We start from the raw sequence: 22098 nt of genomic DNA, 5'->3' as shown, positions 1-22098 counted from the left end.
CTATCCAAACTCTACCGGCTGTCACGCATCTGGCAGCGCCAGAGCTTAGCCCTATTTTGCTTATGCTTGATCTTCACGCTTATTGCAGAAGACCCCTACATGCGCATCTCACAAATTATGTGACGATTATACTATCATTCAATCGATGAACAATTGGTGCAAAAACGGCCGGTAGATACCGGCCGTTGATGACTATTGCGGGTGTAAATCAGGACTGCGGCTGCGGTTCGAGACCCTTGTCAGGCTCGTCGCCCTTGCGCGGCTTCTTGGCGGAACCGGCTTTCGGAACAGCCGAACCACGCGACGGAGGAGTATCGTCGCCGAGGTCACGGGCCGGCTTATTGCCGATCATCAGCGCCTTGATCTCTTCGCCGGTCAGCGTCTCATATTCGAGCAAGCCTTCGGCAATCGCGATCCATTCCTTCTTCTTCTTTGTCAGAATGGTGCGCGCCTGCGTATAGGCATCTTCGATCAGTTTACGCACTTCCGCATCGATCAGCTGTGCCGTTTCTTCAGACACGTTCTGCGTGCGGGCAACGGAGTGACCCAAGAACACTTCTTCCTGATTCTCGCCATAAGCGACCTGACCGAGCTTGTCGGAGAAGCCCCAGCGGGTAACCATCGCACGGGCAAGTTTCGTTGCCTGTTCGATATCGGATGAAGCACCTGACGTGATGTTCTCCTTGCCGAACTTCAGCTCTTCGGCAATACGGCCGCCCATCATGATGGCCAGACGCGAGATCATCCACTTATAGCTCATCGAATAGCGATCACCTTCCGGCAACTGCATGACCATGCCAAGTGCACGGCCGCGCGGAATGATCGTTGCCTTGTGCAGCGGATCGGCCATCGCAACGTTCAATGCCACAATGGCGTGACCGGCTTCATGATAAGCGGTCAGTTCTTTTTCCGCCTGGGTCATGGCTGTCGAGCGGCGCTCGGCACCCATCATGATCTTGTCCTTGGCATCTTCGAATTCGAGCATGGTGACAAGGCGCTTGTTGCGGCGCGCTGCCATCAGGGCGGCTTCGTTGACAAGGTTCATCAGATCAGCACCGGAGAAGCCAGGCGTACCGCGAGCCAAAACCTTCAGATCGACATTCGGTGCCAGCGGAACATTGCGGGCATGAACCTTCAGAATCTTTTCACGGCCAGATACATCCGGGTTAGGCACGACAACCTGACGGTCGAAACGGCCCGGACGCAGCAGTGCAGGGTCAAGAACATCAGGACGGTTGGTGGCAGCAATCAGAATGACGCCTTCATTGGCTTCAAAGCCGTCCATCTCGACCAGCAACTGGTTCAGCGTCTGCTCGCGTTCATCGTTACCGCCGCCAAGACCGGCGCCGCGATGACGGCCAACCGCATCGATTTCGTCGATGAAGATAATGCAAGGCGCATTCTTCTTCGCCTGTTCGAACATGTCACGGACACGCGATGCGCCGACACCCACGAACATTTCAACAAAGTCGGAACCGGATATGGTGAAGAACGGCACATTGGCTTCGCCGGCAATAGCACGGGCCAGCAACGTCTTACCGGTACCGGGAGGGCCTACAAGCAGCACACCACGCGGAATGCGTCCGCCAAGCCGCTGGAACTTCTGCGCATCGCGCAGAAACTCGACGATTTCTTCCAGATCTTCCTTGGCCTCATCAACGCCTGCAACATCCTGGAATGTCACGCGGCCATGCGCCTCGGTCAAAAGCTTGGCTTTCGACTTACCAAAGCCCATGGCACCGCGCGAGCCGCCCTGCATCTGGCGCATGAAGAAAATCCACACGCCGACGATCAGGATCATCGGCAGCCAGTTGATCAACATACTGACAATGGATGTCGAGCCGTCATTCTCCGGACGCGCGGCGATCTGCACATTCTTGCTCTCAAGACGCGCAACAAGACCGGTATCACCGGGAGAATAGGTCTGGAACGTTGTAGTGCCGTCAATATAGGCGCCGGTAATACGGTTGCCAGCAATCACTACACTTTTAACCTTGCCATCATTCACATCGCTGATGAACTTTGAATAAGCCACATCGCTGGATGCCGAACGTTGAGAAGGGCTTTGAAAAAGATTGAACAACGCAATCAGAAGCAAAGCGATAATCGCCCACAGTGCGAAGTTCCGGTAGTTAGGATTCATTATCGGGTCCCATCAATCACAACCGCAAGGACGCGGAATTTACACGTAACATAGGTTCGAAGCATGGCCTTGCCAAGGCTGACAATCAAACTCAAATCATTTCTTATCAATCTGGTTTACAGAAAATCGCTTGTAATCCTGCAAACCGAACAATTTTGCCACGCTGGCAGCAAGTATTTCATCATACCCTGAAAGGATATGATCGAACAGGGCAACATGCCTGACCACCACAACACCGGCGGGCACATTCCCGTGATCCTTCAACGCCGGGACAGCCATAATCCGGCCATCGGATATCAGCATGGGGCTGGATTTAACCGAGGCCCGATGGACATCTCCGATCCCGCCATCCTTTAAAAAAGCCAATCCTGCGTCACCACCAGCCATGATCAGTACCGGTTTTTGTGTAGCGTTCGATACCCGGTAACGGCCATCCCAGATAAGTGAACTGTCAGGCTCAACCACGATTTCCGGGATCGATCGCATCTCCCGGTAAATGGTAGCAATTGTCTTGCCGCGCTGAATGATGCAACGGCCAAGGCTCATGCGACCGGAAATATCCGTCTCGCAAAGATGGCGCACCACCTTGGCGCATTCCTCTGCCGATGGCAGGAATGGCTGACCACCCAGCACCGACAACAGTACCCCCGCGGCAAGATATTGTGCCTCATCCGGACAGTTGCGAAAACGCTCCAGCTTCACTTCAGCGCGAATACCATTAAAGACGGTAACGCAACTCTGCAAAAGCGCCGCCGCCTCGCTGTTGAGCGTCTGCCGCTTCAACGCTTTTTCCGCAATCAGCGGCTGAATGCCATCGCGATCATGCTTTTGCAGCGCATCTCTGACGCGCACCCGCTCATATCTGGGGTTTGTGTTGGAAGGGTCATCCCGCCATTCAATGCCCCTCTCCCGCAAATACCGGCGAAGCCGTTCGCGTGTGATGCCGAGCAGCGGTCTGATGAGCCAGATTTCACGTTCCAGCAGGGTAGCGGGCGCCATGCCGGCAAGACCTCTTTCGCCGCCACGCGCAGAGCGCATCATGAAGGTCTCGTTCTGATCGTCGAGTGTGTGACCGGTCAAAACCATATCGGTTCCGGCCTCGCTGGCTGCCTTGCACAGAAGCGCATAGCGAATATCCCGGGCCTTGGCAGAAATGCCCGAAACGGGTTTTGGGCCGGTCCAGTTCAGGACCCGGTGCGAAAGACCAGCCGCCTTGCACAGCCCGGCCACATATAACGCTTCGTCAGCCGATTCCGGTCGCAACTCATGATCAATAGTCACAGCCACAATAGAGGGGAAGGACGCCCTTGCCTTGCGCAGATCGTCAAGAAGGAAAAGCAATGCGAGGGAATCGCTGCCACCGGAAACGGCCACGACGACTGTTGTCAGCCTGTCAAAGTCGATCGCACCGAAAATCGCTTCCGGATCAGGGCGATTATCAGCATTTGTTGGCGGCACGTTCATTCTTCACGCGCTCTTTGAGAGCGGCTGAGAGACTGGGGTAACGCGTGCTCACAGTGGCAAAGGTGGCGCAGGCAACATCGTGATCCTGCATCTTCGCCAGTGTCATGCCTAGCTTGAGAAGATTTTCTGGGCTCTTCTTGGCGTCAGGAAATTGCTTGTGATTGTCGATGAAAACAGAAGCCGCATCCTGATAGCGCTCCTGACCGTAGAGCGATTCGCCAAGCCAGTAGCGGGCATCAGGGTCGGAAGGGTCCTTCGGGAACCGGTCGATATGGCTGCGAAAAGCCGCCTCGGCATTGCGATAGTCTCCCGACAGAAACAATTGATAGGCCTGCCTGTACAGCGCGTTGGGATCATCCGTCTGCGGCAGCGAAGCAAGATTCGGATTGGCTGCTGGAGCAGGCGTATCGTTCTTCGAACCACCGATTACGTTGCCATTGGCATCAAACTCGATCTGCCCAAGCTCGCGCGGCAGTTCGCCTGGCTGCGCGGTAGCGGGAGCATTGGCCTGAGGATCAATAGCAGCGGAATCGGTACTGTCGGACGGCGACGTTTGTGATGGAGCCGTGGGATAAGCGGAGGCATCTGGCGATGCCTCCCCCGTTTTCCGTGAAGGCGCAGCATCGGCGATCGTACGATCGCCCTTGCCACCGGCATCCGTTTTCTTGCCGCCGCCGCCCTTCTTTTCCAGTTCCTGAAAACGGAACTCGTTATCTTCCTGCACCTTGCGCATCTGCTCCTGCATTTGCAGCAACTGGAAATTGAGGTCTTCGATCTTGCCTGTCAGTTGCCTGATCTGCTCCTCGAGTTGGCTGACACGCGGATCACCCGCCTGTGCCATCTGGATTGGCGCATTACTCGTTCCGACATTTGCCTTCGGCGCCGACGGGAAAAAGTTGCCATCAAAGTTCGAGGCATGGGCTGCGCCGGTCGCCAGAAAAGGCAGCACCGCCATAGCCACAACCATTCGTTTCAGTCGTTTGTTCATTCCTTTACCGCCCCTGATATGGGAATTTTAACCACCGCAACGATTTACGGCGAACCTATCTAACACGAGCAACGCGACTTCGGCCAAATTTTGTTGTGATCACGGGTGAGACAAAAAAAGCGGCCCGAAAGGCCGCTTTTCTGAAGTCCAACTCGGTTGGAAAGGCTTAGCTGCCTGCGCCGCCGAGAACGGTAACGGCACGGCGGTTCTGCGACCAGCAGGAGTCCGCATCGCAAACTGCAACCGGGCGCTCATTGCCGTAGGAAATTGTCTTGATGCGGGAAGCTGGAAGGCCGCGCGAAGCTAGGAAGTTGCGCGCAGCAGCGGCACGGCGCTGGCCAAGAGCCAGATTGTATTCGCGTGTTCCGCGTTCGTCCGCATGGCCTTCAACGGTGATTGCGTAATTAGGATAACGCTGCAGCCACTGAGCCTGCTTGGAAAGGGTCTGCTGGGCATCCGCACGGATGACGGAGGAGTCAACGTCGAAGAAAATGCGATCGCCAACGTTTACAGTGAAATCCTGTGTGGAGCCCGGACGCGCGCTACCCGCACCGTTGAGGCCAAGATCACCGGCACTATTGATAGGTTTCTTCGCACAGCCCGCAATAGCGAGGGCCATGAAAAGGGCGACGACAACTGGACTGCGGGCGATCATTTCGAAGCGGCGCATAGCCTGGACTCCTTAGGAATTGAATTGTTTCGGTGAACAAGCAGTAACCATATCGAGGTTAAGGCCAATTCAAGAAACAGGGTTAATCCACTCTTAACACCAGGATTAACGGCGAAATATATGAATGTTCTGCATCCTTAATGCAAACAATGCGGCGGAAAAACGACATTCGCGGCAGTGTTGACACAACACCGCCGCGAATGGGCATAAATCAGCAGTAAATCAAGATTCGCTCACTCAAGCAGTGGTGACCAGGCAGGATCGGAAGCCAGGTTCGGCGTCTGGATCTGGCGCAGGTTACGGCCGGTCAGATCGATCGTGAACAGATGCGGGCTGTTTGAGCCGGGAGGGAACCGGTAGAACATCAGAACGCGGCCGTTCGGTGCCCAGGTCGGGCCTTCATCGTGATAGCCGCTTGTCAGGATGCGCTCACCGGAGCCATCTGTTTTCATGACACCAATGGAGAACTGGCCGCCAGACTGCTTGGTAAAGGCAACAAGATCGCCGCGCGGTGACCAAACAGGCGTGGAATAGGAACCATCGCCGAAGGAAATGCGCTGCGGGTTGGAGCCATCTGCACCCATCTTGTAGACTTGCGGGCGGCCGCCACGGTCGGATTCAAACACAACCTGACTACCATCCGGCGAATAGGATGCACCGGTATCAATAGCGCTTGTACTCGTCAGACGTGTTGTCGTGCGGCTACGCACGTCCATGGTGTAGATGTTCGCACTGCCATCATCCTGCAGCAGGCTCATGACCACTTTCTGACCATCGGAGGAAAAGCGCGGCGCAATCGTCATGCCGGGGAAATTGCCGACAAGTTCGCGCTGGCCGGTTTCAAGCTGTAACAGATAGACCTGCGGCTTGTTGCCTTCGAAGGACATGTAGGTGATTTCCTGACGGCTTGGCGAAAAGCGTGGTGTCAGAACGAGATCCTTGCCATTGGTCAGATAGCGCACATTGGCACCGTCCTGATCCATGATCGCCAGACGCTTGACCCGCTTCTCCCGTGTGCCGGACTCATCAACAAAGACAACGCGCGTATCGAAATAGCCCTTTTCACCGGTCAAACGCTGGTAAATAGCGTCGGCGATAATATGGGCGACGCGGCGCCAGCTGTCAGGAGAGGTAAAGAACTGCTGCCCATCAAGCTGCTGACCGGCAAATGTATCCCAGAGACGGAATTCAGCCTTGAGCCTGCCATCCGGCTGCTTGGTAACGCGCCCGGTCACCAGTGCCTGCGCATTGATGACTTTCCAGTCCTCAAAACGCGGGGCCGCATCCGGGTTGGAAATCTTTTCGATAAAGGCACCCTTGTCGATCGGCGCAAAAAGGCCTGATCGTTCCAGATCAGCCGCGATGACGCTGGTAATATTGGCACCAAGCTGATCACCGGAAAGGAAATCCGTGATTGCTATGGGCAAAGGTTCGACAGTGCCTTTATTAATATCGACTGTGACAAGCGCACGAGCAGGCATTGTTGTAATGGCTACTATGGCTATTAGCATAGTCAAAGTAGCAAAAAACGTTCGTATCATTTTCATCATAGGTTTTTGGCCCTCATTTGGCTGGGCGATCAGGATCATCACAGATCTCTCGGATCAAAATTCAATCTAACTTCATTCCAACCATTGGCTCCGTCATACTTTTCCGCAGGCAAGTTAAAGGGTTGCGCACGTAGCAAAGCCCGACGGGCTGCTTCTGTTAACACACGGCCAACACCTGAGCTCCCAGCACTGGCTTCAACTACAGGGTCGCCAACAATCATGCCGGAGTGGTCCAGCTTCATGAGGATTGTCACAATTGGATTTGGTATGTCTTCAATTCCGACCGGTGGACTATAGACCTTGGATATTTGTCCTTTCAAAGCGTCTATCTCACTAGCACTGAGCTTTGATCCACCTGTCGAAGTTTTGGCACCAAGTGACGTTTGGTCAGTCGAGCGCTTTGCGCCACCACCAGAAGCTTTTTCGCGATTGAGCATTGCCATAACTTCGTCAGCCGTCCCGGTCTTCTCTTTGGACGGAGCCGGGGCGGTCTTCGTTGGCTTCGGTGTGTCCTTTGGGTCCTTGCGCTCGGGCGTTGTCGCAGTTTGCGCAGGGGCCGGCTTTGGCTTGTCCTCGGGCTTTGCCACGTTCTCCGGCAGCTTGAATGCTTCCTCGGCAGGTTTTTCCGCTTGCGGCGTTGGCTCTGCCTTCGGCGCGTCAGGTGTTGGCGCTGGCTTGGAATCGTTGATCGCTGCTGTGATCGGGTCCGGCGCAACGTCCTGTTTCGGCTTTGCCTCAGGCGCTATTTCCGTTGCCGGAACCGGAACGGGTTTTGTTTCCGGCTGAACGACAGGCTTGGGATCAGGCTTGGCAACAGGCACATCCGATGGCTTCGGAGCCTCCGCTGACTCTACAACCTTTGGCTTCGTCGTCGGAATAGGTTTTGATTCAACATCAACTTCGCTGTCGCCAATATTCTGGGCGTCAGGTTTTGTCTGCGGCTTTTCCGTCGGCTTTGGCGCAGGTTTCTCAGCCTTCGGCGCTTTGGTATCGCCCTTCTGTAACTGGGTCGTATCGGAAATGATCTCGATGGGCAGCGATTCAGAATTGGCCAAGTCCATCGGTGTTGGCGCAGAAAAGGTCAACAGCCCCCAGCCGAGCAAAACGGCATGGATAATGGCGGAGGTTGTAACGCTTGTCCTCATGGTCGATCAGCTGCCTTCCGGAAGGCTGACGAGACCAATATTCTTGAATCCGGAACCGGAGATACGTGCCATGACCTTCATGATCGTGCCGTAATCGGCAGACTTGTCGCCTTTGACAAAAATGCGTTCTTCATAGCCGGTCTTGGCGATGGCCTGGAGTTTGGGGACGATTTCTTCAATCGGAATCTCGGTTTCCTGCAGGAATACCTGACCTTTTTGATTGATCGTCACGTAAATAGGGTTGGTTTCGCTGTTCAGCGCCTTGGCCTGTGTCTCAGGCATATCGATAGGCACGCCCACCGTCATCATCGGTGCGGTCACCATGAAAATGATCAGGAGCACGAGCATGACGTCGACGAGCGGCGTCACGTTGATTTCACTCATCAACGCCTTGCTGGCGCGCCCGCGCCTGCCGCGTCCACCTGAACCTTTGTTACCAATAGACATGCCCATGGCAATTAATCCTGCACTTGTAAAACCAATTGCTTAAGAACGCGGAGCCAGCTTCTCATCGATTTGCCGCGAGAGTATGGCGGAGAATTCGTCCGCAAAACCCTCCATGCGTGCGGTCAGTTTGCCCGCATCACTCGACAGTTTGTTGTAGGCGATAACCGCAGGAATAGCCGCAACCAGACCGATAGCCGTCGCCAGCAGCGCTTCGGCGATACCGGGCGCGACAACCGCAAGGCTTGTCGATTTGGAACCGGCAATGCCCATGAACGAGGTCATGATACCGATGACCGTGCCGAACAGACCGATGAAGGGTCCGGCGGAACCAATGGTTGCCAGAAATCCGAGACGCGCCGCAAGAATATCACTTTCGCGTGACAGGGCGACGTCCATGGCCTTATCGATACGCATTTGCAGGGCGATGGGAGAACGCGCGCCCTTCTCAAACGACTTTTTCCATTCGCGCATCGCGGCAATAAAGATCGAGCCCATGCCGGTGGTGCGCTTTTCGCCGAGATTGCGGTAAAGCTCTTCGAGAGACTGGCCGGACCAGAAGACCTGCTCGAAACGGTCAAAGGCGCGCTTGGCGCGGCCATAGCCGAGCACCTTGTCGATGATGATCGCCCAGGTCCAGATGGAGGCCCCGAGAAGGCCGACCATGACCAGCTTGACGATAAATCCGGCCTGCCAGAACAGTCCCCACAGGGAAACATCCGATGTCTGAACAGCAACCGCTAAATTTTCCATATCCACTACCCTCGAATCCGAAAACCCGGCATTTCAACCGGGCTGCAATCGTCTCTTGTACCCGTGCATGGTCCACCGAAGTATAAAAGGTTCGGCAATACGGCCACGCGCCAATTTATTTCTTTGGAACTCGGCCGAACGCCGGACCGGCATCCATACTTGCTGACTAAATTCCGAGAGCCACGTTCTGAGACCGGACTTTTTCCAGTATTCATACCGCGGCTTCTCACGGTTAATTTTGGTAAAACGAAGGCGTTAACGCGAAACACCCCCGTTTCATAGCCTTATTCATGGTTTGTTATGGTTAAGGATCAGTTATGATTCTGCACCCAAGCGGCATTTAAACGCGCTGAGTTCAGGTTACAGGCTGAATATTTTCATGCCCAGGCTGAACAAATTCATGTCGTAGGCTGAAAAAGCTTGATCCATTCGGCAGGAAACCGGCGCGGACGTCCGGCATTATTGATCAGCGCCGCTTCAACGGTGGCTGAAATCAGGAGATCATCGCCCCGTTTGATCGCTTGCGCCATCTTGACCCGCGCACCTGAAATTTCGGCAGTGCGGGTTTCAACCGTCAGCACATCGTCAATACGGGCTGCACCTTTGAAATCGATCTCCATACGCCTGACAACCCAGACAATGCTCTCGCCGTGCTTGCCATCGGCAAGCTCTGAATGATGCACGCCGAGCAACCGCAGGTAGTCGGTACGACCGCGCTCCAGAAACTCCAGATAGCGCCCGTGATAAACGATCCCCGAGAAATCGGTATCGGCATAATAAACCCGTGCCAAAAGGCGGTGCCCGAACGGTGTCAGTTCTCCGGCAAGGCCGCCAATGGACGGAACAGAAAGATTGTTTTCACTCATGATCCTTCCCTTTTGCAGGCACGACAGGCATTTTGTCCAGAGCCATTACCAGAGGTTGTGAAGGAAACTGACCTTGCCCGCATTCCGCGCCCTTCTCTGCCTCGCATGTCTTCTGGTCTTTGCCTCAGGCGCTTCGGCAGCCACGTTCACCATGCAGCGTGGCCTCAATCTCGATATCTGGACCACATGGCCGGGTCCGGAGCACTGGGATGACGAGGAGGTTTTGGCCAACTTCCCCGAATGGCGCAAAGGCGTAACAGACCGCAATCTTGCCGATATACGCAAAGCGGGTTTTGACTTTGTGCGCATGCCTGTCGATCCTGCGATCTTTCTGGAGGATGCATCGGACGCACGCATATCAAGGCTGATACGGGAAACACTTGCCGCCGTCGATCAACTGCATAAAGCCGGATTGAAGGTGATTGTCGATTTTCATCTGATCCCGAGCGACTCCCGCAAGATAGGCACAAAGCAGGTGATTGCCGATGAAGCCCTGTTTAACCGCTATCTGACCATGGTCGAACGGCTTGGCAAAGCCCTCTCTGTCACCGATCCCGCCACAACGGCTTTTGAAGCGCTGAATGAACCGGTAATCGATTGCGATCCTGATGTTACGCCAAAATGGCCACCCATGCTGAAACGGCTTTACGCAGCCGCACGCAAAGGTGCCTCCGTTCATACATTGGTCCTGTCAGGTGGCTGCTGGTCCAGCGCCTGGGGTCTCGACAAAATTGATCCGGCTGAGTTCAACGACGACAACATCATCTGGACGTTCCACAGTTACGAGCCCTATTTCCTGACGCATCAGGGTGCCAGCTGGACCGGCGACGTCATGAGTTATGTCGAAGGGCTGCCCTATCCACCCGATTTGATGGGGCAGAAAGCTCTTGCCGAACGACTGGCAGCCATTCGCAAGAAGATCACAGAGAAAGCGCCCGAAGCACAAGGGCCTGAATTGCTTCAAGGGCTCGATAGCATGGCGGGCGGCGTTATGAACGCGGTACAGACCCAATCGAAGCTGGAAGAGTCGTTTAAAAAGGCCGAAAGCTGGGGCAAGGCGCACAATATACCGCCGGAGCGCATACTGCTTGGCGAGTTCGGCATGATCCGGCAGGAATACCAGAAGGAGTTCCGTATGCCCTCCGCCTGGCGGGCCACCTATCTCAGGGATATGACACAGGCAGCACAACAACGCGGCTTTCCGTGGTCAGTCTGGTCATGGGGTGGTGCCTTCGGCATCACCCTTGATGATGACAAGCGTCAGCTTGACCCGGTTATCCTGAAGGGGTTGGGATTGAGGGGACGCTGATGGATGTTCCTCAACAAACTTAGTTTGCATAGTCACGGTTCGTGGTTCGTGGTTCGTGGTTCGTGGTTCGACAAGCTCACCATGAGGGAGAGTGTGGATGCAACGATAATCGCCGACATTTCAGATCACAAACATTGCAGGTCAAAAAGGTTGCAGCGCAAAGGGTGCAGAACTTGGCTCCCTTGCATCACCCCTCTTCCTCATGGTGAGCTTGTCGAACCACACTTATACAGCGACATCGATTAAACGAACAAATCCACCCTAATCCTCATCTTCCTGAAACATGCTGATCTGCTGCTGGATAATCTCCGCAGGGGCATTCAGGCCGAGATGCTTCCAGGCATTGGCGGTCAGCACGCGTCCGCGCGGGGTGCGCTGGATAAAGCCCTGCTGAATGAGATAGGGCTCGATAATGTCCTCGATGGCATCGCGCGGTTCTGACAACCCCGCCGCAATGGTTTCAATACCAACAGGTCCACCACCAAAATTATGGGCAATCATCGACAGATAACGCCGGTCAAGCTGGTCAAGCCCCAGCGCATCCACTTCGAGGCGCAACAGCGCGGAATCGGCAGTCTGGCGGTCAATGGAATCCTTCCCGTCCACAATGGCGAAATCCCGCACCCGGCGCAAAAGCCGCCCGGCAATGCGCGGTGTACCGCGAGCCCGGCGTGCAACTTCCAGCGCGCCATCATCGGTCATACCGATACCCATGATGCGGGCACCGCGCCGGACGATATGCTCCAATTCCTCAACCGTATAGAAATTGAGCCGGACAGGAATGCCGAAGCGATCGCGCAGCGGCGTGGTCAAAAGCCCGAGACGCGTCGTCGCCGCAACAAGCGTAAATTTGGCCAGATCAATCTTGACCGAACGCGCGGCAGGACCTTCACCAATGATCAGATCGAGCTGATAATCTTCCATGGCCGGATAGAGAATTTCTTCCACTGCCGGATTAAGACGATGAATTTCATCGATGAAGAGAACGTCATTCTCTTCAAGATTGGTCAAAAGCGCCGCCAGATCACCCGCCTTGGCGATCACCGGTCCCGATGTGGAGCGGAAATTGACGCCAAGCTCCTTGGCCATGATCTGCGCCAGCGTCGTCTTGCCAAGGCCGGGCGGCCCGACAAACAGCACATGGTCCAGCGCCTCACCGCGTGACTTGGCAGCTTCAATAAAAACTTTCAGATTGGCCCGCGCTGCCGCCTGTCCGACAAAATCATTCAGCGTTTGCGGACGCAGCGTCGTGTCGGCGTCTTCACCGCGTTTGTCGGGGGTTATCAATCGGCTGACATCACTCATGCGGATGTCCTCGCATAGCGCGCTGGATCAGGCAACCGTATCACCGGGAAAGTTCCTTCAAACCCAGACGGATCAGTTTGGCGGAGTCGGCGTCTTCGCCCGCATCCCGCAGCGCTGCAGCAATGGCATTGGCTGCCTGATCGCGCGAATAACCAAGATTGGTCAGCGCTGAAACCGCGTCGGCAACCGGAGCGGGGGCAACGCCCTCGCCCAATTCCTGCTTGAGACCAATTGTGCCCATAGCCTCACCGGCAAAGGCAGGCGCCTTGTTTTTCAGCTCTATGACAATGCGCTCGGCCACTTTCTTGCCGACACCCGGTGCGCGGCTCACCATAGCAATATCGCGCAGCGCAATGGCGTTGGCGAGCTCGGAAGGTGTCAAGGTGCCGAGGACACTCAAGGCAACCTTGGCACCGATACCCTGCACGCTCTGCAACAGGCGGAACCATTCGCGCTCCAGCGCAGTACCGAACCCGAACAGGCGGATCAGGTCTTCGCGCACATAGGTTTCAATCAGAAGCACGGCTGCTTCGCCGGGTGCGGGCATGTTCGACAGCGTTCGCGCCGAGCAATAGGCAACATAGCCCACCCCATGCACATCGAGGATCACATGATCCTCGGCAATCTCATCAACAGTGCCTTTGAGTTTTCCGATCATAGCTGTGCCGCCAGTTTCTGCTCGATGGCAATCCGGCCAATGGCACTCTGTCTGTGGTGCGCATGGCAGATGGCAACCGCCAGCGCATCCGCCGCATCATCCGTATCGAATGTTGCCTTGGGCATCAGCACCTTCACCATCATGTGAATCTGCTTCTTTTCCCCGTGGCCCACACCAATCACCGCTTTCTTGACTGCGTTGGGAGCATATTCGGCAACCGGCAATCCGGCCAGCGCAGGAACAAGCAGGGCAATACCGCGCGCCTGACCCAGTTTCAGTGTCGCCGTGGCGTCTTTGTTGACAAAAGTATGTTCGACCGCTGCCTCGTGCGGCATCTGGCCATGAACGATTCCAGCAAGACCGTCGTGCAATTGGCAAAGGCGCGATGCGAGATCAAGCTTGGCGTCGGAAAGAACGGTACCAGCGGCAACAAACCGCAATGAATTGCCGAGCGTCTCGATGATGCCCCAGCCGGTACGCCGCAGGCCGGGATCAATTCCAATGATGCGAATCGCTTCTTTCATGTCGAGACCTTATCTAGCTGTCAGGGAACTTGACAGCAGAAAGGTGAACAAAAGAGAAACAAATCTCTATGTTGTGCACGATTATCTCAGGCAGAGATCAGCGATGGGCGAAAGCGGTAGCGAGCAGACTGATCTGATCCGATACTGGATTGGTCGTCAGCGCCCGCCTCGGGCCAGTGCTGGCACCCTCATTATAAATTTCGTCATCCATCTGCCTGACACGGGCCTGCAAGCGCAGTGAGCGATGGACGAGATCGCAATAGTCGAAGGGAATTTCATCCCAACCTTCCACATCTTCCGGTGCTGATTCCGTATCGAGGCGGACTTTCGCCTTCTCCGACAGAACCTGTTCCTGCGTCATTTCTCCGCTGCGCGAGGCCCTTTGCAGCAATAGCCACGACGCAACCTGCATCAGACGTGTGGTCAGACGCATTGATTCGGCGGCATAAAGCGTTGCCGCAATGCGGCTCAAGCGCTTGGCTTCGGCACGGCCTTCCCCGTCGAGATAGGCCGCAGCCTCTTCAACAAGGCTCATGCCCTCATCATAGATATGATTGAACGTTTCCGAGCGGACCATGCGATCGGCCAGCCGGATTGTATTGTCAGCGTAATATTCCCGTTCAGCCATTTCATGCCCTGTCATTAAAAATCCGCTGATTCTCAAAGCAGCGCTCTCTTACTGGGACAGCAAGCGGGTCACCACAACGGTCAACGGGCGGTATTCCCCAGCAACCTGCCCGCATGCACACATGAGCGCAAGTTTATCCTTAATAAAGGGTTAACGTCAGGGCCGCCGCATAGATATGAACACAAAAAAAAGAGCCGCAAAAAATGGCGGCTCTCAGGAGTCTAACAGGGAGGCGTCAAACAAAGTGGCCAAACCACTTGGTAAGAATCCAGAAAACTGGATGATCAATTTATAGCTTGTAATGCTTAACGAGCGGTTAATGCCGACATTGAAGTTGAAAACATCAGTACCCAGAAGATTGCATCGAACAATCAGCTTCCCATCAGTTTCGCCCGCTTCCGCAGTTCAAATTTCTGGATTTTTCCGGTCGATGTTTTGGGTATTGCCTCGAAAAGCACATGCCTTGGCACCTTGAAACGGGCAAGCAGTGTCCGGCAATGGGCGATCAATTCTTCCTCTGTCGCCACCTGCCCCGGCTTGAGTTCCACGAAGGCAAGCGGTGTCTCGCCCCATTTATCATCTGGCCGAGCCACGACTGCACACGCGCCTACGGCAGGAAACTTGTAAAGCGCATCCTCCACTTCGATGGAGGAAATATTCTCGCCGCCTGAAATGATAATATCCTTGGAGCGATCTTTCAGCTGGATATAGCCATCAGGATACATGACCCCGAGATCGCCGGAATGAAACCAGCCGCCGGAAAAGGCTGCATCGCTGGCCGCCCGGTTTTTCAGGTATCCCTTCATGACAATATTACCACGGAACATGACCTCGCCAATCGTTTCACCATCGGCGGGTACGGGCTGCATGGTCTCAGGATCAAGCACAGCAAGGTCTTCAAGCGAGGCATAACGCACACCCTGACGCGCCTTTTTGGCCGTGCGCGACGCGGCTTCCAGCGCATCCCACTCATCCTGCCATTCATTGACGACCGCAGGACCATAGGTTTCCGTCAGGCCATAGAGATGCGTGACCGCAAACCCTGCGTCAGCCATACCGGCCAAAATGGATTCCGGCGGCGGTGCTGCGGCCGTATTGAAAGTCACCGTCTGCGGGAATTCGCGCTTGTCCTTCTCAGCCGCGTTGATCAGCACCGACATGACAATGGGCGCACCACAGAGATGTGTTACGCCGAGATCGGCAATCGCGTCGTAAATCGGCTTTGCCCGCACCCAACGCAGGCAGACATGGGTGCCAAATTGCAAGGCAAGCGTCCACGGAAAACACCAGCCATTGCAGTGGAACATCGGCAGGGTCCATAGATAAACCGGATAACGCCCCATGCCTGATGCCACCACATTGCCATAGCCCATCAGCGCTGCGCCGCGATGGTGATAGACCACACCCTTTGGATCGCCTGTCGTACCCGATGTATAGTTGAGCGTAATGGAATCCCATTCATCATCGGGCATTGACCATGCATAATCAGGGTCGCCACTGGCAACGAAGGCCTCGTAATCGATCTCACCGAACGGCTTACCCTGCGGATAGGGCGCATCATCTGGATATTCCGTATCGACGAAATGAATGACCAGCGGCTTCACCTTGGCCAGTGCCAAAGCCTCGCGGAAAACCGCTGAAAACTCCGTGTCGACAATGACGATCTTGGTTTCCGCATGGTCAAGCTGGAAGGCGATCACCGCCGCATCGAGCCGCGTATTGACCGAATGCAGCACGGCTTTGGTCATAGGCACACCGAAATGCGCTTCCAGCATGGGCGGCGTATTCGAAAGCATTACTGTAACAGTATCGCCCTTGCCGACCCCGCGATGAGACAGCGCCGACGCCAACTGGCGGGTGCGGCGATAGAACGTGCCATAATCGTAGCGCTGCGTGCCGTGGATGATCGCTGTTCTCGACGGGTAAACCCGCGCTGCCCGCTCCAGATAGGTCAGCGGCGTCAGCGGCTGGTAATTGGCCGCATTGCGCTCAAGATCACGATCAAAAATTCCACCACCCATACACGCCTCCCAACGCTTTGCATCTGGAAGCTTAGACCATGGAAACAAATGATGGCTAACGGTTTTTCCTGACCAATCAACAAAAACCCGCCCTGAAAATCAGGACGGGCCAATATCCGCTAAAGCCAACGGGTGATCAGGAAATCGCGGTCTTCGCTGTTCCGGATTTCATTCCCGAATTCCTCGCCACGCTATGAACAGGCCTGCCAGCAACAACCAGCTTTGCTTTTGCCACGTGAGCCTGCGGAACGGGACGTTTGCCCCAGCCAATGCTCGGCAACCATTCGAGATAATGAGCCAGCGCAAACTGCGCCATGATTCCACTCGCAATCAGTAAAGTATCATCAAGCACATCGCCGGGGTTCATCTCCTTGACGATCTGCGCAACCATGGCAAGGATCGTCCCCGCGATAAACACCGGCAGCGAATGCTTGCCGAGAATGGCCAGCGGATGATCTTCCGGCGTGCGTGCCAGATTGGAAATGGCCGGGACCGAGACGATCACATAGGCCAGCGCCAGCACATGGACGAGACGGGTCAGTGACAGGAATGTCTTGTCAAATCCTGTCACCACCATCGGCAGGCCCATTGAGGTATCAACGCCCCAGAACGGCACGCGTACCCAAAGCAGCGCAAGCAGGATGTAGCCGACGGAAAATCCGAACAGATATTTATTAAACGGGATCTGGCCGCCCCGGCGTACATGCATCACACCGGCAATGCCGATCACGAACAGGAACTGCCAAGACAACGGGTTCAGGAACCACACGCCCGGAGTCGGGTAATTTGGTGGTGCGATCTGGTAAACACCTGATACCAGCCACAGCAGGCCGGAAAATCCGACCATGACTGACAGGCTGATATTGCCGAGGAACAGGAACAGCGGCAGCATGAGAAGCAGCACGCCATACATCGACAGGATATTATTATAGCCGAGCTGATGCCCCATCGTGGCAAGGCCAATCAGCGCCTCAGCCGGTTGATCCATCAGTGGTCCGATATTGATGAAGGACATAAATTCCGGACGGTTGAGATAAAGCCCGGCAGCGCAAAAAATCGCCAGCGTTGCCACTGTCGTCAGGATATGCGCGCTATACAGCGTCGCCGCGCGGCGCCAGGCTTTCAACGTTATAAGAAAGCGGTTGCCCGCCTCGAACTTCGAGCCATAGGCAAGACCGACTGCAATACCCGAGATCAGCACGAATGCCTCGGCAGAGTCCGAAAAGCCTAGATTCTTATGGGTCAGATGCTCAAAAACGGTTCCCGGCACGTGGTTGATGAAGATGGTCAGCAGTGCCAGAGCCCGGAAAACATCGATGCGGGTATCCCGCTGTTGGAGCTGTGTCTGTGTCATAGCATTCACCAATTCCTGTCATGCAAGATTCAACCACAGCACTCCCGGCCTCGTAGGGGAGCGGTTCTTCGACGGTCGTGATTGATAATGTTTACATAGTCCGAAAGTTGCGATTCGGCCGATCAACTTTAGTTCATAATTATAACAAAGCGGCCAATCCATCGTAGGAAAGCTTCAATCCCATCAACAGGATCATGATGTACATGAAGGGATAAAACACCTCAGGGCGCATGCGTTTTACAATCCATGCACCCGCAAAAGTTGCAAGCGGCGCTATGGGCATCAGAACCGCTGCGGCCTTGAGATTCTCGGCGTCAAACTGGCCCAGAGCAAAATATGGAATGACTTTTATCGCATTAACAATCGCGAAAAAGATAACGCTCGTGCCGTTGTAGATTTTCGGGTCCTGCCGCAGCGGCAGGGCATAAACCTGATAGGGCGGACCGCCGGCATGGGCGACAAAACTTGTGAACCCGGCAATGGTCGACCAGAAGGTTGCAGCCGCTGCATTGTGCGGTTGCGCCGCCGCGCGTTTGGCTGCGCTGGTGAAAATATAACGCGCAAAAAAGATGATCGCGACGGCGCCAACGATGAGTTTCACCATGTCATCGGTCACAACAGATGCGGTCAGCCAGCCGATGCCGATGCCCAGCAAAGCGCCCGGTAACATCAGCTTCAGGGTTTTGTTGTCGCGATAGCCCCGCCAGCTCCACAGGCTCGCCACATCCATGATGATAAGGATTGGCAGCATGATCGCCGCCGCCTGCACTGGCGGCATGACCAGCGCCATCAGCGGCACACCGACCTGCCCCATGGCCCCGCCAAGGCCACCTTTCGACAACCCGATCAGGATCGTGGCCGGAACGGCAGCGGCATAGAACCATGGGTTCAACAGGAGATCGTGCATGATGGAAATCCGGTAAGGAGGGTCTTTCATCCTTAGCTGATCACACCGGCAATTGAAAAATGCTTTTTGGCGGCAAGCACCTGTTTGCTACTAAGTAATTACGTCGTAAGACTAATATGCAACAGACGTGTGGGAGATGAGGCATCGAAAAGACTGTTCAAATGAACGGTCATCCTCTATGCCCGAATTCCATCACGATTGCCCATTCTATAGAGAACGATTGTAAGGTTGCAGCCAATGAACAATGACCAGACACCCCAACGCTGCCGTATCGTTCTGATCGCGCCCCCGACTGCGAGCGCCGACGAACTGGCAAAAAAACTGACCGACGCGCTGTCTGGCGGCGATGTCGCTTCCGTGCTCCTGTCTGCCTATGAGACGGACGAAACACTTTTTCAGACCATGGCGGAGACCGTTGTCCCCATCATCCAGAGTGCCGGTGCTGCCGCCATCATCGTTGGCAACACACAGATTGCCGGCCGCGTTAAGGCAGACGGCCTGCACTTGGAAGGCCCTGCCAGTGACCTTGCCGCAAATGTCGAGAAATTCTCACCCAAGCTGATTGTCGGCACCGGCAATATCAAGAATCGCCACACAGCTCTCGAAATTGGCGAGGCCCAGCCCGATTATGTGCTTTTCGGCAAGATTGGCGCTGATACCACGCCTGAAGCCCATCCGCGCAATGTTGAGCTTGCCGACTGGTGGGCATCAATGATCGAAATCCCCTGCATCGTTCAGGCGGGCAATACGCTGGAAAGCATCACTGACGCAGCGGCAACCGGCGCAGAATTTATAGCGCTCGGCGCAGCCGTCTTCGGCCATGACAATCCGGCAGACGCCATCAAGGAAGCGAACCGTCTGCTCGACGAGCACGCGCCGCGATTTGAGGACTAGGCCTATGGGAGCAAAATCCGGAAACCTCGTTTGCGCCATCGCGGCAGTGCTGGCGGTTTCACCGGTTTTCATGCACGCGGCTGCAGCCCAGACAGCGCCCGCCCCAGCAGCCACGGAAACACCAGCCGCTCCTGCGTCTTCTGCGCCAAACACGCCTGCTCCCACGGTTAATCACGCCCCGTCATTGACGTCGGCACCCACCGACGCACCGCAGTCGCTTGAAACACCGCAAACGACCCCGAAGCAGGACAAGCCGAAACTGGCCAGCGATCCGACGGTCGACATTGTCAATCCGACACGCTTCGGCAAGGGCGCCGTCGACGAGGCTTTTGGCGCTTATCAGCGCGGCCTTTACAAGACCGCGTATAATCTCGCCCTGCCCCGCGCCGAGAGCGGCGACGGTGCAGCACAGGTGCTGATTGCCGATATGCTGGCGCGTGGCCTCGGCATACCTGTCAATCTGGCTGAATCGGCAAAATGGTATGGCAAGGCGTCCGAACAGGGTAATCCGGAAGCGCAGTTCCGCTATGGCACCATCCTGCTTCAGGGAAAATATGCGCCCAAGGACCCGGCCAAGGCCAAGACCCTGATGAAGGCTGCTGCCGATGGTGGTAACGCCATGGCACAATTCAACTACGGACAGATTCTGGTGCAGGAACACCCGGGCGCGCTGGGTCTTGAGAATGCTTATCCATGGTTTCTGAAAGCTGCCACACAGGGGCTTCCTGACGGGGAATACGCAGTAAGCCAGATTCTTGCCAACGGGACACTGGCGGTTCCGCGCGACGATGCGAAGGCCCGCGAATATCTCATCAAGGCGGCAAAACGCGGTTACGACACAGCCCAACTTGACCTTGGCCGGTGGTTTGTTGAAGGGCGCGGCGGCCCCCGCGACTACGTATCCGGTTTTGGCTGGACACTGCGCGCTGCCGTAGGCGGTAATGTCGCAGCACAGGCGCAGCTCGCCAAGCTTTACTATCAGGGCCTTGGGGTCGAAGGTGATTCCGTCAAGGCTGCAGCCTGGTACATGGTCGCCAGACGTGCGGGGTTGACCGACCCCGAACTTGATTCCTTCATGGACGGCCTCGACGATGACCAGATGAAGGCCGCGCTGACTGAAGCCAACAAGCTGCGTTAACACCGCAATGACCGAACAGAAATGGGAAGCTGAAGATGCCGTTGATTAACCGAGCCCATGAAATGCAACCGAGTGTCGCCGAATGGCGCCGGCATCTGCATGAGAACCCGGAAATCCTTTATGACGTGCATGAGACTTCCAGGTTCGTCGCGGAAAAACTGCGCTCTTTCGGTTGCGACAGCGTTGAAACAGGCATCGGCCAGACCGGCGTCGTCGGCATTATCCGTGGCCGCCATGGCGATGGTCCTGCCATTGGCTTGCGCGCCGATATGGATGCCCTGCCGATCATGGAAGCCAGCGGCAAGCCTTGGGCTTCGAAGACGGCGGGCAAGATGCATGCCTGCGGCCATGATGGCCACACCGCCATGTTGCTCGGCGCGGCACAATATCTTGCTGAAACCCGCAATTTCCGCGGCTCGGTTGCCGTAATCTTCCAGCCTGCCGAAGAAGGCGGCGCTGGCGCACTTGCGATGATCAATGACGGTCTGATGGACCGCTTCGCGATCAAGGAAGTCTATGGCATGCACAATGCACCCGGCCTGCCCGTTGGCCAGTTTGCATTGCGCAAAGGCTCCATCATGGCGGCAACGGACGAATTCGAGATCAAGGTGATCGGTCGTGGTGGCCATGCGGCCAAACCGCATACAACTGTTGATCCCGTGGTTGTATCCGCTCATACGGTGCTTGCCCTGCAATCGCTGGTATCGCGCGAACTTGATCCGCTCAAATCTCTCGTCATTTCCGTGGCGATGATTCACGGCGGCGATGCAACCAATGTCATCCCGAATGTCGTAACGCTGTCAGGTACGGTGCGCACCCTTGCACCGGAAATTCGTGAATTCGCCCGCAAGCGTGTGACAGAAGTCGCCGAGGCCACAGCTGTTATTTTTGGGGCCAGGGCCGAGGTCAAGTATGATCAGGGCTATCCCGTCACATTCAACCATGATCGCGAGACGGATTTTGCCACTGGTATTGCCCGGCAGATTGCCGGTGACGGTGCTGTCAACAGCAATATGCCGCCTGTCATGGGCGCGGAAGATTTTTCCTACATGCTGGAAAAGCGCCCCGGTGCCTTCATTTTCCTTGGCAATGGCGACACGGCTGCCCTGCACAATTCAGCCTATGATTTCAATGACGATGCCATTCCTTATGGCATCAGCTATTGGGTTTCCGTAGCGGAAACTGCCCTCGCCGCCTAGCTTCAAAGCGTTAGCCGCGAAAAGGGTCTTAACCGGCTCTTTTTGCGCTTTCTCTTGCCTATCGCGCGATTTTGTGGTCTTGGAGGCCCCAATATCGGCTGCCGCCGACATGTCGGCGCCCGGTCCTCAACAGCAATC

Annotated in this window: 20 protein-coding genes; 4 read left to right on the top strand and 16 right to left on the bottom strand. The window is 55.6% G+C overall.

What is annotated here, in order from left to right; all coding sequences use genetic code 11:
• Positions 1–208 precede the first annotated feature (208 nt).
• The 9 genes from ftsH to ybgC all read right to left on the bottom strand — a co-directional run bounded on the left by ftsH (position 209) and on the right by ybgC (position 10023).
• Positions 209–2143 (bottom strand): ATP-dependent zinc metalloprotease FtsH, encoded by a 1935-nt coding sequence (ftsH, locus tag BLU05_RS10965; protein WP_091879881.1) that lies wholly within the window; start codon positions 2141–2143, stop codon positions 209–211.
• Between the two features lie 96 nt (positions 2144–2239).
• The gene (gene tilS / locus BLU05_RS10960; RefSeq protein ID WP_091879879.1) at positions 2240–3607 is read right to left on the bottom strand and encodes a tRNA lysidine(34) synthetase TilS; all 1368 of its coding nucleotides are present in this window, start codon (positions 3605–3607) and stop codon (positions 2240–2242) included.
• Positions 3582–4595 carry a tol-pal system protein YbgF gene (ybgF, locus tag BLU05_RS10955; RefSeq protein WP_091879878.1) on the bottom strand — a complete coding sequence of 338 codons (1014 nt, stop codon included), beginning with the start codon at positions 4593–4595 and terminating at the stop codon, positions 3582–3584. Before ybgF ends, tilS begins: the two co-directional genes overlap by 26 nt.
• Positions 4596–4761: 166 nt before the next feature.
• On the bottom strand, positions 4762–5265 hold the full coding sequence (gene pal / locus BLU05_RS10950; protein ID WP_091879876.1) for a peptidoglycan-associated lipoprotein Pal: 504 nt from the start codon (positions 5263–5265) through the stop codon (positions 4762–4764).
• 233 nt (positions 5266–5498) lie between these two features.
• Entirely contained in the window at positions 5499–6806 is a 1308-nt protein-coding gene (gene tolB, locus BLU05_RS10945) for a Tol-Pal system beta propeller repeat protein TolB (protein ID WP_244518318.1), read from the bottom strand.
• Positions 6807–6853: 47 nt separating this feature from the next.
• Complete coding sequence (locus tag BLU05_RS10940; protein WP_091879875.1) at positions 6854–7960, bottom strand: cell envelope integrity TolA family protein; 1107 nt, start codon at positions 7958–7960, stop codon at positions 6854–6856.
• Positions 7961–7966: 6 nt separating this feature from the next.
• Positions 7967–8413: a protein TolR gene (gene tolR, locus BLU05_RS10935; protein ID WP_091879873.1), complete on the bottom strand. Its 447-nt coding sequence runs from the start codon at positions 8411–8413 to the stop codon at positions 7967–7969.
• Between the two features lie 33 nt (positions 8414–8446).
• Positions 8447–9157, bottom strand: a complete 711-nt coding sequence (gene tolQ / locus BLU05_RS10930) for a protein TolQ (RefSeq protein ID WP_091879872.1) — start codon at positions 9155–9157, stop codon at positions 8447–8449.
• 398 nt (positions 9158–9555) lie between these two features.
• Positions 9556–10023: a tol-pal system-associated acyl-CoA thioesterase gene (gene ybgC / locus BLU05_RS10925; protein WP_091879870.1), complete on the bottom strand. Its 468-nt coding sequence runs from the start codon at positions 10021–10023 to the stop codon at positions 9556–9558.
• Positions 10024–10096: 73 nt separating this feature from the next.
• Here ybgC and BLU05_RS10920 point away from each other — a divergent pair, with 73 nt between their 5' ends.
• Entirely contained in the window at positions 10097–11332 is a 1236-nt protein-coding gene (locus BLU05_RS10920; protein ID WP_091879869.1) for a glycoside hydrolase family 5 protein, read from the top strand.
• 261 nt (positions 11333–11593) lie between these two features.
• Here the strand turns inward: BLU05_RS10920 and ruvB are convergent, their stop codons facing one another.
• From ruvB to BLU05_RS10885, 7 genes are all read right to left on the bottom strand, one after another.
• Positions 11594–12637 (bottom strand): Holliday junction branch migration DNA helicase RuvB, encoded by a 1044-nt coding sequence (gene ruvB / locus BLU05_RS10915; RefSeq protein WP_091879867.1) that lies wholly within the window; start codon positions 12635–12637, stop codon positions 11594–11596.
• Between the two features lie 40 nt (positions 12638–12677).
• The gene (ruvA, locus tag BLU05_RS10910; protein ID WP_091879866.1) at positions 12678–13295 is read right to left on the bottom strand and encodes a Holliday junction branch migration protein RuvA; all 618 of its coding nucleotides are present in this window, start codon (positions 13293–13295) and stop codon (positions 12678–12680) included.
• Positions 13292–13819: a crossover junction endodeoxyribonuclease RuvC gene (gene ruvC, locus BLU05_RS10905; protein ID WP_091879864.1), complete on the bottom strand. Its 528-nt coding sequence runs from the start codon at positions 13817–13819 to the stop codon at positions 13292–13294. Before ruvC ends, ruvA begins: the two co-directional genes overlap by 4 nt.
• Before the next feature lie 97 nt (positions 13820–13916).
• Positions 13917–14462 (bottom strand): protease adaptor protein RcdA, encoded by a 546-nt coding sequence (locus BLU05_RS10900; RefSeq protein ID WP_244518269.1) that lies wholly within the window; start codon positions 14460–14462, stop codon positions 13917–13919.
• Between the two features lie 356 nt (positions 14463–14818).
• Positions 14819–16468, bottom strand: coding sequence for an acyl-CoA synthetase (locus tag BLU05_RS10895; protein WP_091879863.1), 1650 nt, complete (start codon positions 16466–16468; stop codon positions 14819–14821).
• 136 nt (positions 16469–16604) lie between these two features.
• Entirely contained in the window at positions 16605–17822 is a 1218-nt protein-coding gene (gene opgC, locus BLU05_RS10890; protein WP_091879861.1) for an OpgC family protein, read from the bottom strand.
• Between the two features lie 139 nt (positions 17823–17961).
• A complete protein-coding gene (locus BLU05_RS10885) occupies positions 17962–18729 on the bottom strand; it encodes a sulfite exporter TauE/SafE family protein (RefSeq protein ID WP_091879860.1) in 768 nt (255 codons plus the stop codon).
• Positions 18730–18966: 237 nt separating this feature from the next.
• Between BLU05_RS10885 and BLU05_RS10880 the strand changes: the two genes are divergently transcribed.
• The 3 genes from BLU05_RS10880 to BLU05_RS10870 are packed head-to-tail and all read left to right on the top strand — an operon-like array spanning position 18967 to position 21960.
• Positions 18967–19623: a thiamine phosphate synthase gene (locus BLU05_RS10880; protein ID WP_091879858.1), complete on the top strand. Its 657-nt coding sequence runs from the start codon at positions 18967–18969 to the stop codon at positions 19621–19623.
• Between the two features lie 4 nt (positions 19624–19627).
• Positions 19628–20761 (top strand): SEL1-like repeat protein, encoded by a 1134-nt coding sequence (locus tag BLU05_RS10875; RefSeq protein ID WP_244518267.1) that lies wholly within the window; start codon positions 19628–19630, stop codon positions 20759–20761.
• 35 nt (positions 20762–20796) lie between these two features.
• Positions 20797–21960, top strand: a complete 1164-nt coding sequence (locus BLU05_RS10870; RefSeq protein ID WP_091879857.1) for a M20 aminoacylase family protein — start codon at positions 20797–20799, stop codon at positions 21958–21960.
• Positions 21961–22098: the final 138 nt, after the last annotated feature.

The sequence above is a fragment of the Phyllobacterium sp. OV277 genome (assembly GCF_900104355.1).
Taxonomy (GTDB): Bacteria; Pseudomonadota; Alphaproteobacteria; order Rhizobiales; family Rhizobiaceae; genus Phyllobacterium.
The sequence above is the reverse complement of the archived record's forward strand: the minus strand, read 5'-3'. Positions and strand labels throughout refer to the sequence as shown.

What these genes read in the sequence shown, in the direction of transcription:
- ftsH (WP_091879881.1), bottom strand. Translation starts at nt 2,143, where the DNA reads ATGAATCCTAACTACCGGAACTTCGCACTGTGGGCGATTATCGCTTTG.
- BLU05_RS10940 (WP_091879875.1), bottom strand. Translation starts at nt 7,960, where the DNA reads ATGAGGACAAGCGTTACAACCTCCGCCATTATCCATGCCGTTTTGCTC.
- BLU05_RS10870 (WP_091879857.1), top strand. Translation starts at nt 20,797, where the DNA reads ATGCCGTTGATTAACCGAGCCCATGAAATGCAACCGAGTGTCGCCGAA.
- ruvB (WP_091879867.1), bottom strand. Translation starts at nt 12,637, where the DNA reads ATGAGTGATGTCAGCCGATTGATAACCCCCGACAAACGCGGTGAAGAC.
- BLU05_RS10885 (WP_091879860.1), bottom strand. Translation starts at nt 18,729, where the DNA reads ATGCACGATCTCCTGTTGAACCCATGGTTCTATGCCGCTGCCGTTCCG.
- opgC (WP_091879861.1), bottom strand. Translation starts at nt 17,822, where the DNA reads ATGACACAGACACAGCTCCAACAGCGGGATACCCGCATCGATGTTTTC.
- BLU05_RS10875 (WP_244518267.1), top strand. Translation starts at nt 19,628, where the DNA reads ATGGGAGCAAAATCCGGAAACCTCGTTTGCGCCATCGCGGCAGTGCTG.
- pal (WP_091879876.1), bottom strand. Translation starts at nt 5,265, where the DNA reads ATGCGCCGCTTCGAAATGATCGCCCGCAGTCCAGTTGTCGTCGCCCTT.
- tolQ (WP_091879872.1), bottom strand. Translation starts at nt 9,157, where the DNA reads ATGGAAAATTTAGCGGTTGCTGTTCAGACATCGGATGTTTCCCTGTGG.
- ruvC (WP_091879864.1), bottom strand. Translation starts at nt 13,819, where the DNA reads ATGAAAGAAGCGATTCGCATCATTGGAATTGATCCCGGCCTGCGGCGT.
- tolB (WP_244518318.1), bottom strand. Translation starts at nt 6,806, where the DNA reads ATGATACGAACGTTTTTTGCTACTTTGACTATGCTAATAGCCATAGTA.
- BLU05_RS10880 (WP_091879858.1), top strand. Translation starts at nt 18,967, where the DNA reads ATGAACAATGACCAGACACCCCAACGCTGCCGTATCGTTCTGATCGCG.
- BLU05_RS10900 (WP_244518269.1), bottom strand. Translation starts at nt 14,462, where the DNA reads ATGACAGGGCATGAAATGGCTGAACGGGAATATTACGCTGACAATACA.
- tolR (WP_091879873.1), bottom strand. Translation starts at nt 8,413, where the DNA reads ATGGGCATGTCTATTGGTAACAAAGGTTCAGGTGGACGCGGCAGGCGC.
- ybgC (WP_091879870.1), bottom strand. Translation starts at nt 10,023, where the DNA reads ATGAGTGAAAACAATCTTTCTGTTCCGTCCATTGGCGGCCTTGCCGGA.
- BLU05_RS10895 (WP_091879863.1), bottom strand. Translation starts at nt 16,468, where the DNA reads ATGGGTGGTGGAATTTTTGATCGTGATCTTGAGCGCAATGCGGCCAAT.
- ruvA (WP_091879866.1), bottom strand. Translation starts at nt 13,295, where the DNA reads ATGATCGGAAAACTCAAAGGCACTGTTGATGAGATTGCCGAGGATCAT.
- ybgF (WP_091879878.1), bottom strand. Translation starts at nt 4,595, where the DNA reads ATGAACAAACGACTGAAACGAATGGTTGTGGCTATGGCGGTGCTGCCT.
- tilS (WP_091879879.1), bottom strand. Translation starts at nt 3,607, where the DNA reads ATGAACGTGCCGCCAACAAATGCTGATAATCGCCCTGATCCGGAAGCG.